This is a genomic window from Streptacidiphilus sp. PAMC 29251, assembly GCF_054208735.2.
On sequence record NZ_CM135725.2, the window covers coordinates 2,122,250 to 2,134,217 of the forward strand.

The 11,968-nt window shown below is 72.8% G+C and carries 9 protein-coding genes and 2 pseudogenes; 7 read left to right on the plus strand and 4 right to left on the minus strand.

Annotation, left to right across the window (positions count from 1 at the left end):
- The first annotated feature begins 72 nt into the window (after positions 1 to 72).
- The 3 genes from bioB to bioD are packed head-to-tail and all read left to right on the plus strand — an operon-like array spanning position 73 to position 3,275.
- Positions 73 to 1,215, plus strand: coding sequence for a biotin synthase BioB (gene bioB, locus ACXKR8_RS10035; protein ID WP_458272555.1), 1,143 nt, complete (start codon positions 73 to 75; stop codon positions 1,213 to 1,215).
- Positions 1,212 to 2,504, plus strand: coding sequence for an adenosylmethionine--8-amino-7-oxononanoate transaminase (locus tag ACXKR8_RS10040; protein ID WP_458272556.1), 1,293 nt, complete (start codon positions 1,212 to 1,214; stop codon positions 2,502 to 2,504). The genes bioB and ACXKR8_RS10040 overlap by 4 nt, the downstream gene beginning before the upstream one ends.
- Positions 2,505 to 2,510: 6 nt before the next feature.
- A complete protein-coding gene (gene bioD / locus ACXKR8_RS10045; protein WP_458272557.1) occupies positions 2,511 to 3,275 on the plus strand; it encodes a dethiobiotin synthase in 765 nt (254 codons plus the stop codon).
- On the opposite strand, the gene ACXKR8_RS10050 is transcribed toward bioD, so the two are convergent.
- Positions 3,265 to 4,203 (minus strand): glycosyl hydrolase family 18 protein, encoded by a 939-nt coding sequence (locus tag ACXKR8_RS10050; RefSeq protein ID WP_458272558.1) that lies wholly within the window; start codon positions 4,201 to 4,203, stop codon positions 3,265 to 3,267. The two genes, bioD and ACXKR8_RS10050, sit on opposite strands and share 11 nt — an antisense overlap.
- Before the next feature lie 304 nt (positions 4,204 to 4,507).
- Between ACXKR8_RS10050 and ACXKR8_RS10055 the strand changes: the two genes are divergently transcribed.
- On the plus strand, positions 4,508 to 5,272 hold the full coding sequence (locus ACXKR8_RS10055) for an ABC transporter ATP-binding protein (RefSeq protein WP_458272559.1): 765 nt from the start codon (positions 4,508 to 4,510) through the stop codon (positions 5,270 to 5,272).
- A 14-nt stretch (positions 5,273 to 5,286) separates the two neighbouring features.
- Positions 5,287 to 7,860 (plus strand): ABC transporter permease, encoded by a 2,574-nt coding sequence (locus ACXKR8_RS10060; RefSeq protein WP_458272560.1) that lies wholly within the window; start codon positions 5,287 to 5,289, stop codon positions 7,858 to 7,860.
- A 41-nt stretch (positions 7,861 to 7,901) separates the two neighbouring features.
- Here ACXKR8_RS10060 and ACXKR8_RS10065 read toward each other — a convergent pair.
- Positions 7,902 to 9,094: pseudogene (locus ACXKR8_RS10065) on the minus strand (PQQ-dependent sugar dehydrogenase).
- Between the two features lie 94 nt (positions 9,095 to 9,188).
- A pseudogene (locus ACXKR8_RS10070) lies at positions 9,189 to 9,619 on the minus strand (GNAT family N-acetyltransferase).
- Between the two features lie 82 nt (positions 9,620 to 9,701).
- Between ACXKR8_RS10070 and ACXKR8_RS10075 the strand changes: the two are divergent.
- Positions 9,702 to 10,373: a type ISP restriction/modification enzyme gene (locus ACXKR8_RS10075; RefSeq protein WP_462100434.1), complete on the plus strand. Its 672-nt coding sequence runs from the start codon at positions 9,702 to 9,704 to the stop codon at positions 10,371 to 10,373.
- Complete coding sequence (locus ACXKR8_RS10080) at positions 10,294 to 10,779, plus strand: hypothetical protein (RefSeq protein ID WP_462100435.1); 486 nt, start codon at positions 10,294 to 10,296, stop codon at positions 10,777 to 10,779. Before ACXKR8_RS10075 ends, ACXKR8_RS10080 begins: the two co-directional genes overlap by 80 nt.
- Positions 10,780 to 10,899: 120 nt before the next feature.
- On the opposite strand, the gene ACXKR8_RS10085 is transcribed toward ACXKR8_RS10080, so the two are convergent.
- Positions 10,900 to 11,961, minus strand: a complete 1,062-nt coding sequence (locus tag ACXKR8_RS10085; protein ID WP_458272564.1) for a DMT family transporter — start codon at positions 11,959 to 11,961, stop codon at positions 10,900 to 10,902.
- Positions 11,962 to 11,968 lie beyond the last annotated feature (7 nt).

An 11,968-nucleotide genomic window follows, 5' to 3' on the forward strand; every position in this document is an offset into this window, starting at 1 on the left:
AACCCCCGGCAGCGATCTTCTGGCGGGTTCGGCAGTGGCGGCGGAGTGCCGTCGGAAGGCAGGATCGTCACCATGGATCTGCTCGACACCCTCGTCGCCAAGGGCCTGCGCCGCGAACTACCGACCCGTGAGGAGGCTCTCGCCGTCCTGTCCGGTTCGGACGAGGACCTGCTGGACGTGGTCGCCGCCGCAGGCCGTGTCCGCCGCCAGTGGTTCGGGCGGCGGGTGAAGCTCAACTACCTGGTCAACCTGAAGAGCGGGCTCTGCCCCGAGGACTGCTCCTACTGCTCGCAGCGGCTGGGCTCCAAGGCGGAGATCCTCAAGTACACCTGGCTGAAGCCGGACCAGGCCGCCGCCGCCGCGAAGGCCGGCGTGGCCGGGGGCGCCAAGCGGGTCTGCCTGGTCGCCAGCGGCCGCGGGCCGACCGACCGCGACGTGGACCGGGTCGCCGACACCATCTCGGCGATCAAGGCCGACAACGAGGACGTGGAGATCTGCGCCTGCCTCGGCCTGCTCTCCGACGGCCAGGCCACCCGGCTGAAGGCGGCCGGGGTGCACGCCTACAACCACAACCTGAACACCTCCGAGGACACCTACGGCGACATCTGCTCCACCCATGACTACGCGGACCGGGTCGACACCGTGCAGCAGGCCCAGGCCGCGGGCCTGTCCGCCTGCTCCGGCCTGATCGCGGGCATGGGCGAGAGCGACGCCGACCTGGTGGACGTGGTGTTCGCGCTGCGCGCGCTGAACCCGGACTCGGTGCCGGTGAACTTCCTGATCCCGATCGAGGGCACCCCGCTGGCCAAGGAGTGGAGCCTCACCCCGCAGCGCTGCCTGCGGATCCTGGCGATGGTCCGCTTCGTCTGCCCGGACATCGAGGTCAGGCTCGCGGGCGGGCGCGAGGTGCACCTGCGCAGCATGCAGCCGCTGGCGCTGCACCTGGTGAACTCGATCTTCCTGGGCGACTACCTCACCACCGAGGGCCAGACCGGGCAGGCGGACCTGGACATGATCGCGGACGCCGGCTTCGTCGTGGAGGGCACCGAGGAGAAGACCATGCCCGCGGACCGCGCGGCGGCCTCCGTCGGGGCCACGGCCGGGACCAACGCCGGGACCACCACCGACACCGCGTTGCCGGAGCAGGCCTCCCGCCAGGACCTGGTCTCCGTCCGCCGCCGGGGCACGGGCACCGACCTCCCGCCGAACGCGTGACCCCGGACCAGCTGCTGCGGCTGGACCGGGCCCATGTCTGGCACCCGTACGGGTCGATGCCCGCCGGCCTCGCCCCCTACCCGGTGGAGTCCGCGTCCGGGGTGCGGCTGCGGCTGGCCCAGCCGGTCGAGGGACGGGACGAGCTGATCGACGGCATGTCCTCCTGGTGGTCCGCGATCCACGGCTACCAGCACCCGGTGCTGGACCAGGCGGTCCGGGACCAGCTGGGCCGGATGAGCCATGTGATGTTCGGCGGCCTCACCCATGAGCCGGCCGTCCGGCTGGCGGCCCGGCTGGTGGAGATCACCCCGGAGCCGCTGCAGCATGTGTTCCTGGCCGACTCGGGCTCGGTCGCGGTCGAGGTCGCCGCGAAGATGTGCCTGCAGTACTGGCGCTCGGTCGGCCGCCCGGCCAAGCAGCGGCTGCTGACCTGGCGCGGCGGCTACCACGGCGACACCTTCCACCCGATGTCGGTCTGCGATCCCGAGGGCGGGATGCACCAGCTCTGGACCGGGGTGCTGCCGCGGCAGATCTTCGCGGACGCCCCCCCGGACGGCTTCGACACCGAGCCGGATCCGGCCTATGTCGCCCAGCTGGACGGCCTGTTGGCCCGCCACGCGGCCGAGACCGCCGCGGTGATCGTGGAACCGGTGGTGCAGGGGGCCGGCGGGATGCGGTTCCACTCCCCCGCGCTGCTGCGGGTGCTGCGGCAGCTCTGCGACCAGCACGGCGTGCTGCTGGTGTTCGACGAGATCGCCACCGGCTTCGGCCGGACCGGGGCGCTGTTCGCAGCCGACCACGCCGGGGTCTCCCCCGATGTGATGTGCGTGGGCAAGGCGCTGACCGGCGGCTATCTCACCCTGGCCGCCACCCTGTGCAGCACCGAGGTGGCCACCGGGATCAGCAGCGGCGAGGTCCCGGTGCTGGCGCACGGGCCGACCTTCATGGGCAATCCGCTGGCCTGCGCGGTCGCCAACGCCTCGATCGACCTGCTGCTCGCCGGGGACTGGAAGGGCACCGTGGACCGGATCGGCTCCGGGCTGCGCCACGGCCTCGCCCCGGCCGCCCAACTGCCCGGGGTGCTGGAGGTGCGGGTCCAAGGGGCCATCGGGGTGGTCCAGTTGGACCATGAGGTGGACGTCGCCGCGGCGACCAGGGCCGCCGCCCGCGCGGGCGTCTGGCTGCGGCCGTTCCGCGACCTCGTCTACACCATGCCGCCGTATGTGACCGGCGACGACGACCTGGCCGCGCTCTGCGCCGGGGTCGTGGCCGCCGCCGAGAAGGGCTGACGGATCATGACCATCATGCTGGTGACCGGCACCGGAACCGGGATCGGCAAGACCGTGGTCACCGCCGCCGTGGCCGCCCTGGCCCTGGCCGAGGGCCGCCGGGTGGCGGTGCTCAAGCCCGCCCAGACCGGGGTGGCCGAGGGCGAGCCCGGCGACGCCGAGGAAGTGGCGCGTCTGGTCGGCCCGGTGACGCCGGGTCAGCTGACGCTCAGTGAACTCGCGCGCTACCCAGAGCCGTTGGCTCCGGCCACCGCAGCCGCCCGCAGCGGGCTGCCGCCGGTGGGTCCGGAGCAGATCGCCGAGGAGGCCGCCCGGCTGGCCGCCGACCACGACCTGGTACTGGTGGAGGGGGCGGGCGGACTGCTGGTCCGCTACGACCAGTTGGGCTCGACCCTGGCCGATGTCCCGTCCGCGCTGCGGGAGTTGGGGCTGGAGTCGGCCGTGCTGCTGGTCACCGAGCCGGGACTCGGCACGCTCAACAGCACCGAGCTGACCGCGGAGGCGCTGCGCGGTCGGGGGATCCCGCTGCTCGGCCTGGTGATCGGCGCCTGGCCGGCCGCGCCGGACCTGGCCGCCCGCTGCAACCTCGACGACCTGCCACTGGTGGCCGGCGCCCCGCTGCTGGGCCTGCTGCCGGCCGGGCTGGTCCCCGATGCACACGACGGAGCGGACCGCGTCTCCCTCCAGAGCACGGCCCGCTCCTGTCTCGCACCCGCACTGGGCGGCATCTGGGACGGATCAACGACGGCTGTCCACGCAATCAGCCGGTGATCTTGTTGAACACCTTGGAGTAGGCGTACTTGGTGGCCTTGTCGTAGCTGTCGACCTCCCAGAACGCCAGCTCCTGAACGCCCTTGGAGGCCGCGAAGGTCTCCAGGGTGGCGGCGTTGGCCTGGGTGAAGTTCTCGTTGTCGTCGTTGTGGCCGGCGATCGGGGTCAGCCCGATCTTGTTCCAGGTCGCCGAGGCGCTGGTGCCGTAGAGCGAGGCCAGCTGCTTCTCGGTGGCGGTGGCGCCCGACTCGGCGTCCTTCAGCGCGTTCTCGCCGTCGCCGAAGTCCATGGTCATGATGTTGACCAGGTTGACGTTGACGCCCTTGCTCTTGGCGTCCTTGAGCAGGTTCAGCGCGTTGGACTCCAGGCCGGTGGCGTCGACCGGCAGGGTGTAGTCGACCTGCACCGAGGGGTTGGACTTCTGCAGCGCCGCCAGCGCCGAGTCACGGCGGGCGATCGAGGCGGTGTTGTCCAGCGGGCTGCCCTCGATGTCGAAGTCCAGCCGGGTGATGCCGTAGGTCTTCACCACATTGGCGTACGCGGCGGTCAGGCTGGTCACCGAGGTGCAGGTCTGCGCCAGCTCGCCGCCCTCGGCGCCGCCGAAGGAGATGATGACATTGCCGCCGGACGACTTCAGCGAGTTCACCTGCGAGGTGAACGAGCCCAGCGAGGCGTTGCCGTCCTCCCACATCGGCGTACAGCCGGACTTGGGGATGAGGAACGCGAGTGTGTAGTACTTGTCGCCGCTGGCCTTCAGGTCGGCGGCCATGTCGCCGGCCGAGCTGCTGGAGAGCTCCAGGTAGGGGGCCGAGTAGTGGGTCGGGAAGGAACCCGAGGCATGGGCCGGGAGCGCACCGGCGAGCAGCACCAGTGCGGGGGTGAGTGCGGTGGCTGCGAGGGCGAGGGTGCGCGCGGAGGACTTGGCCATGACGACCTTTCAGAACCGGTGCGGTGGGGGTGTGGGGGAAGACTGTTAGGAAGCTTTCCTAACAGCTTGGGGAGGATCGTGGTCCCTTGCCGTGTCGGTGTCAAGAGTGGAGTTGCGGAACGTCGGGAAATCGCCAGGGCGCCGACCTGAACGAGGCACGCGTCCGACCCTGAACATGTAAGGGACACCCTCCTGCGGGGGAGGACGACGGACCGTCAGCCGCCCGTCCGAAGAAGGATGCCGACTGTCAGTGCCGCCCCCTAGGCTCGGCTGCACACATCGAGCCGACCTCCGGGGGAACCGCATGACCGCCGCAGCACCACCCGCCGCCCCACCCGCCGCCCGCGCGGCCCAGCTGACCAAGTCCTACGGGACCGGTGACACCCGGGTGGTGGCGCTGGACGCCGTGGACGTCGAGATCGGACGCGGCCGGTTCACGGCCATCATGGGCCCGTCCGGATCGGGCAAGTCCACGCTGATGCACTGCCTGGCCGGGCTGGACAACGCCACCTCCGGGCAGGTCTGGATCGGCGACACCGACCTCACCTCGCTCAACGACAAACAGCTCACCCGGCTGCGCCGGGACCAGATCGGCTTTGTGTTCCAGTCCTTCAACCTGCTGCCCACGCTCACCGCGGAGGAGAACATCACCCTGCCCGCGGACATCGCCGGGCGGAAGGTGGACGCCGACTGGCTGAAGCAGGTGGTGGTGACCCTGGGCCTGGGCGACCGGCTGCGGCACCGCCCCTCCGAGCTGTCCGGCGGACAGCAGCAACGGGTCGCGGTGGCGCGGGCGCTGGCCTCGCGTCCGCAGATCATCTTCGCGGACGAGCCCACCGGCAACCTGGACTCCCGGGCCGGCGCCGAGGTGCTCGGCTTCCTGCGCAACAGCGTGGACGACCTGGCGCAGACCGTGGTCATGGTCACCCACGACCCGGTCGCCGCCTCCTACGCCGACCTGGTGCTCTTCCTCGCCGACGGCCGGATCGTCGACCGGCTGGCCGAGCCCACCGCGGACGCCGTCCTGGAGCGCATGCGCCGCTTCGACGGCTCCCGGGCCACGGACTGAGGGGCAGCGGGACCATGCTGAAAGCAACCCTGCGCGGATTCCTGGCCCACAAGGGCCGACTGGTGCTGTCCCTGCTCGCGGTGGTGCTCTCGGTGGCCTTTGTCGCCGGGACGCTGATGTTCACCGACACCATCAGCGGCACCTTCGAACGGCTCTTCCGCAACACCTCCCCCGATGTCAGCGTCACCGTCCACACCGACCTGGACAACAGCCAGCCCAACTCCTCGGGCGCGGTGCCCACCCTGCCCGACTCACTGGTCGCCAAGGTCGCCGCGGTGCCCGGGGTGGCCGCGTCCCGGCCGGGGGTCGGCGTGTCCGGCATCACCCTGGTCGACGCCGGCAACCATGACATCGGCTCGGTCGGCGGGGCGCCGACCATCGGCGTCAACTGGGTGCCCACGTCCAAGTCCGTGGTCACCCTGACCTCGGGCGACGCCCCGGCCGGGAACGGCCAGGCGGTGATCGACGCCGACACCGCGAAGAAGCACCACCTGGTCATCGGACAGCAGCTCAGGGTGATCGCCGCCCCCGGCAGCTTCCCGGTCCGGATCACCGGCATCGCCACCTTCAACACCACCAACCCCGGCGCCACCCTTGTCTTCCTGGACACCGCCACGGCCGAACGACGGCTGCTCGGACAGCAGGGCCAGGTCACCTCGGTCGACGTGACCGCCGCGCCGGGCGTCTCCGACGAGGTGCTGCGGCAGCGGGTCACCGCGGTGGTGGGCAGCGGATACGACGTCAAGACAGCGGCCCAGGCCGCCAAGGACTCCGCGCAGCAGCTCGGCGGATTCCTCAGCGTGATCAAGGACGCGCTGCTCGGCTTCGCCGGGATCGCGGTACTGGTCGGCATCTCACTGATCCTCAACACCTTCTCCATGCTGGTCGCGCAACGGACCAGGGAGCTCGGACTGCTGCGGGCGCTCGGCGCGAGCCGGCGCCAGGTGAACCGCTCGGTGCTGGTGGAGGCCCTGCTGCTGGGCATCATCGGCTCCACCCTCGGCCTGCTGGTCGGCATCGGTCTGGCGCAGCTGCTGATCAAACTGATCGGCGGGGCCGGCATGCAGCTGAAGGGCAGCGAGATCGCCTTCCGCTGGCCCACTCCGGTGGCCTCCTACGCGGTCGGCATCATCGTGACCGCCGTCTCGGCCTACCTCCCGGCCCGGCGGGCCGCGTCGGTGTCGCCGATGGCGGCGCTGCGCGAGGCCGACACGCCCGGGCAGGGCGCACCGCTGCGGCGGCGGGCCTGGCTGGGCGGCTCGGTGCTGCTGCTCGGCGCGGCGGGCCTGGCGGCCGCGTCCGCGCTGCACGCGGCCGGGGCGGCGGCGGGATACCTGGGGCTGGGCATCCTGCTGTCGCTGATCGGGCTGATCATGACCGGGCCGCTGCTGGCCCGGCCGGTGATCCGGCTGCTGGGCGGCTGGTTCCCGGCGGTGTTCGGCTCGGTCGGGGCGATGAGCCAGCGCAACGCGCTGCGCAATCCCCGGCGGACCAGCGCCACCGCCTCCGCGCTGATGATCGGTCTGGCGCTGGTGGCCGCGCTGTCGGTGGTGGGCTCGTCCATGGCCGCGTCCTTCGACGCCCAGGTGGACAAGACCATCGGGGCCGACTTCATCGTGCAGACCGGCCAGGGCCTGCCGTTCCCGGCCGAGGTCGGGACGGCGGTGCAGGGCGTGCAGGGCGTGGGTCTTGTGGTTCACGCCCAGCAGACCCAGGCCCGGGTGGCGGCCTCGGCCGGAGCCGCCGAGACCCGGACCACGCTGCTCGGCACCACGGCAGGGCTCGAGCAGGTGGTGCACCTGGAGCTGCGCTCCGGCAGCATCGCGGCGGGGACCGCCCCGGGCGCGGTGATGATCGGCTCCACCTACGCGGACGACCACAAGCTGGGCCTGGGCGACAAGCTGAACGTCCGCTTCCCGGACGGCCAGCAGGTGGCGCTGACGGTCGGAGCCGTCGACGTGGTCGACCCGGGGAACCTGGGCGGCATCGGCAACAACCCGGTGGTGAGCAGCGACACCCTGCGCAAGTACGTTCCGGGGGCGCTCGACAGCACCCTGTTCGTGGATGTCGCCAAGGGCGCCGACAAGAGCGCGGTGAAGACCGCGCTGACGGCCGCCCTCGCCAACAACCCGCAGGTCAAGGTACGTGATCAGGCCGACTACAAGAAGCTGATCAGTCAGTCGATCGACGTCCTGCTGAACCTGGTCTACGGACTGCTGGCGCTGGCGATCATCATCGCGGTGCTCGGCGTCGTCAACACCCTGGCCCTGTCGGTGGTGGAGCGCACCCGGGAGATCGGCCTGATGCGGGCGATCGGGATGTCCCGCCGCCAACTGCGGCGCATGGTCCGGCTGGAGTCCGTGGTGATCGCCCTGTTCGGGGCGGTGCTCGGGCTGTCGCTGGGGCTGGTCTGGGGCCTTGCCGCGCAGCGGCTGCTCGCCCTGAAGGGCATGCAGGCGCTGTCGATCCCCTGGACCACGGTCCTGGCGGTGGTGATCGGCGCCGCCCTGGTCGGCCTCCTCGCCGCGCTGGCGCCTGCGGCGCGGGCGTCCAGGATGAACGTACTGGGGGCGATCGCGCACGAGTAGTCCGTCCGCCGCCGCGCTGGCAGGGTTCTCCAGCGCGGCGGCTAACGGACGGTCAGCCGCAGGATTCGGTCGTCGCCGCTGCGCGCGGTGCCGCGGCCGTCGGTGTTGCTGGTGGTCACCAGCAGGGTGCCGTCGGTGTCGGCCAGCACGCTGCGGAGCCGGCCGTAGCTGCCGTCCAGGAAACCGGCCGGGGCGGCAGCGGTCCTGGTCCCGTCCAGCGGGATGCGCCACAGCCGCTCGCCCTTGAGGCCGGCCATCCAGAGGCAGCCGGCGGCGTAGGCGATGCCGCTGGGCGAGTCGGTCTCGGTGCCGAACTGGGCCACCGGGCTGGTGTATTTGGGGTTCGTCGTTTTCCCTTGTGTCGCAGGCCAGCCGTAGTTGCGGCCGGGGAGGATCAGATTCAGCTCGTCCGCCTCCCGGTCGCCGAACTCGGAAGCCCAGAGCCGCCCCTGCGGGTCCCAGGCCAGGCCCTGGACATTGCGGTGGCCGTAGCTGTAGACCACCGAGCCGGCGAAAGGATTGCCAGCGGGCGGGGCTGGCCGGCCGGGGTCATCCGCAGGATCTTTCCGCCGAGCGAGCCCAGGTCCTGGGACAGCGCGGTGTTCCCGGACTCACCGGTGCCCGCGTAGAGCATCCCGTCCGGACCGAAGGCGATCCGGCCGCCGTTGTGGTGCACGCCCAGCGGAATGCCGGTGAGCAGGGGCTGCGGTGTGCCGAGCTGATGTCCGGCGGCCTTGGACGGGTCGTAGGTCATCCGGGCGATGCGGTTGTCGTGGGCGGTGGAGCAGTAGACGTAGACCAGCCGGTCCGAGGCGTACTGCGGGGACAGCGCGATGCCCAGCAGGCCCGCCTCACCCCCCGCGCTCTTGTTCGAGACAACGTCAGGCACGGTTCCGGCCAGGGTGGTCGCGCCGGTCGCCGGATCCACTCGGTGGATCCCGTAGGTGTCGCGGGAGGACACCAGCAGGCTCCGGTCCGGCAGCAGGGCGAGGCCCCAGGGCACGTTGATCCCGGTGGCGACGGTCTTGGTCACCACGACGCTGCCCTTCGCGGGGGCGGTGCCCGGCTTGGGCCCGGCGCTCGGCGGCACGGTTGTCGTCGGGGCCGCTGGCGTGGTGGGCGGCACGGTCGGGGTCGGTGACGAGGTCGGGGTCGGCGAGGGGCTGCTACCGCTCGACGAACAGCCGGACAGCAGCAGCGCCGCCGTCCCCGCAACGAATGCTCGTCGGCGCATGGCGCTCCTCACAGGCTCGGTCCGGCTGGGTCACGGCCTCTTGCATCCTCCCGCATACCCGGCCCGGCGGACCGTACTGACACCCGGTCAGCGCTCAGCCCAGCGGCTTGGTCCAGCGGCTCCACTGCGGCTCGGGGCGTAGCCGGCCGCCGCCCAGACCCGGTGGGCCAGCTCGTTGCGGTCCAGCACCATCGCGTCCGCGCGGCGTCCGCCGAGGGCGGTGAAGCGCTGGTGGGCGGCGTCGAGCAGGGCACGGGCCACCCCCTGGCGGCGGGCGTCCGGGGCCACCGCCAGGCGGTAGAGATGGCAGCGCCAGCCGTCCCAGCCGGCGATGACCGTGCCGACGATGCGGCCTTCCCGCTCGGCGATGATCACGGCGTCGGCGTCCCTGGCGATCAGGCGGCCGACACCGGCCACATCGTCGCTGATGCTGGTGCCCTCGGCGGCGGCGGTCCAGAAACCGAGCAGGGCGGACACGTCGGCGGGGGTGGCGGAGCGGAGAGTGAGATCGTTCATAGCCCCCATGGCTATCAGGGTGAGCTGGGCTTTCTCCAGTCGATATCGGCTGGTGGGACCGGCTCGGTACGATGGCGGGCGGGAGGTGCCAGTGGACCGAGCGCCGCTGCTCAGCGAGCTGATGCCGTGGTCCGTGGCCGGGCTGCGGACCGGGCGCGGCTGGGTGGTCTCGCCGTATCCCGAGGTCCTGGTCGCGCGTTGGCAGCGGCTGGCCGAGGCCGTGCCCGCGCGCCGCGCCGCCCTGTTCGGACCGAGCAGGTCACGGACGGTGGAGAGCTCCGTCCCGCAGCTGCCGGGGCAGTCCGCGAGCAGCAACCGGCTGTCCCGTGACCCAGGGCCCTGTCCGGAGCCGGTTCAAATCCGGCACGGGGCCTTCGACCGGCTCTGGCTGCTGCCGGACCAGCGGGTGCTGGACCAGGCCCGCCCCGAGCTGTGGCGGGTCGCCGACGACGCCCAGGTGTTCGCGACAGTGCAGCCGGCCGACGGGGACGGGCCCGCGCTGGTCTTCTCCGGCGAACTGCCGGACGGCCACCGCAGCCGGGGCGCCGGGAGGATCCACCCGCTCTACCGCCGTCCCGGTGGCCGTGAAGCCAACCTCGCGCCGGGACTGCTCCGGCAGCTGGGACGGGCGCTCGGGCGGGCTGCGGGTGACGGCGGAGGACCTGCTCGCCTGGATCGCCGCCGTGACCGCGGTTCCGGCCGACCGGAGCAGCAGCGAGGAGGTCCCGGTCCCGCTGCCCGCCGACGCCGGGCTCTGGAGTGACGGGGTGGCGCTGGGACGGCGGGTGCTGTGGCTGCACAGCTTCGGCACCCGGTACGGCGACCCGTCGGCCGACCGTCCCGCCGGACGGCCGCGGATGCCGGGCGGCCGGCGGCCGTTCGTCCGGGAGCGGGTCAGCGGCTCGCCGGACCTCCTCGCCTACGACCCGGAGACCGAGTCGGTGCTGCTCGGACACGCGCTCACGGAAGGCGAGGCGGACGACGACGGCGACGAGGGTACGGCGGGCGGGGCGCGCGGAGCGGGCAGGGACGCGGACGGTCGGCTGGCCCCGGTCGCGGCGGCGGCCTGGGAGTACCGGGCCGGGGCGAACCGGTGCTGGCCGAGTGGTTCGCCCGGCGCACGCCCGACTCCGACGCCCAGCCCGGATCGCTGGAGGCGCTGGGCCTGAGCGGCTGGCCGCAGCAGTCCACCGCGGACCTGGTCGACCTGGCCACCGTGCTGACCCTGCTCGCCGAGCTACGGCCGTCGCTGGAGGCCGTACGGCAAGCGGTGCCCCGCGGGCCGCGGCTCAGCGCGGCGGAGCTGGAAGCAGCGGGGGTGCTCCCGGTCCCGGCGCCGTGCCGCCGGCCGGCGTCGGTGCTGCTGCACCAGGAGGAGGGACCGGAGGGCCAGTTCGCCCTGCTCTGACCCCGGCCCCGACCCCGGCCGCACCGCCCCCTGCCGCACCGGGCTCCGCCGCGCGGGTCCGCGTCCCCCGCCCGTCCGAGGCCCGTAGCCCGGCCACCACCCCCGTCGCGACCAGCAGGCTCCCCAGCACCTGGCCGAGGCCCAGGCTTCCCGTCCCCACCAGCGGCGCGGTGGCGGCCGCGGCCACCGGGATCAGGCCGGGGAACAGTCCGGCCCGCTCGGGGCCGAGCCGCTGCACCCCCGAGTACCAGCACCAGAACGCCAGCACGGTCACCGGCAGCGCCATCCACAGCAGAGCCCCCGCCTCCTCCCCCGTGGGCAGCCGAATGGCAGCGCCGCCGCCGAGCAGCAGCCCCAGCAGCAGCGCCTGCGCCGTCGCGACCGCGCAGGCGCAGCCGGCCAGCAGCATCGGCCCCAGCGGCCGGATCAGCGGAACGCAGCCGAGCCCGAAGGCCACCTCTCCGACCAACGCCAGCAGCGAGTAGCCGAGGCCCGCCCCGTCGGTACGCCCGAGGCCCTGCACCACGGCTGCGCCGGCCACCACCAGCGCGGCCGAGCCGGCGATCCGCGGGGACGGCCGGCGCCGTTCCAGCAGCGGCGCCAGGATCGCGATCACCAGCGGCGCGCAGCCGACGGTCACCCCGGGCACCGCCGGCTCCGCGGTGCGTTCGGCGGCGATGACGGCGAGGTTGAAGCCCACCATCCCGACCGCCGCGACCAGCGACACCCGCAGCCACTGACGCGGACCCAGCAGCCGCAGGGGAGCCAACCCGGCCGGGCTCCGGGCGGCCAGCGTGAGCAGCACAGCGGCGGCGAGCCCGTAGCGCAGGGCCTGGCCGCCGAGCGCGGGGTAGTGGCCGAGCAGGCTCATCGCGACGAACGAGGTGCCGATCAGCGTGGTCGCGGTGGCGGCGAAGGCCGGCCCACTGGAAGGAGAAGGCATGGGTCGA

Coding starts and splice junctions, on each gene's coding strand:
- ACXKR8_RS10085 (WP_458272564.1), bottom strand. CDS start 11,961: ATGCCTTCTCCTTCCAGTGGGCCGGCCTTCGCCGCCACCGCGACCACG.
- bioD (WP_458272557.1), top strand. CDS start 2,511: ATGACCATCATGCTGGTGACCGGCACCGGAACCGGGATCGGCAAGACC.
- bioB (WP_458272555.1), top strand. CDS start 73: ATGGATCTGCTCGACACCCTCGTCGCCAAGGGCCTGCGCCGCGAACTA.
- ACXKR8_RS10050 (WP_458272558.1), bottom strand. CDS start 4,203: ATGGCCAAGTCCTCCGCGCGCACCCTCGCCCTCGCAGCCACCGCACTC.
- ACXKR8_RS10055 (WP_458272559.1), top strand. CDS start 4,508: ATGACCGCCGCAGCACCACCCGCCGCCCCACCCGCCGCCCGCGCGGCC.
- ACXKR8_RS10060 (WP_458272560.1), top strand. CDS start 5,287: ATGCTGAAAGCAACCCTGCGCGGATTCCTGGCCCACAAGGGCCGACTG.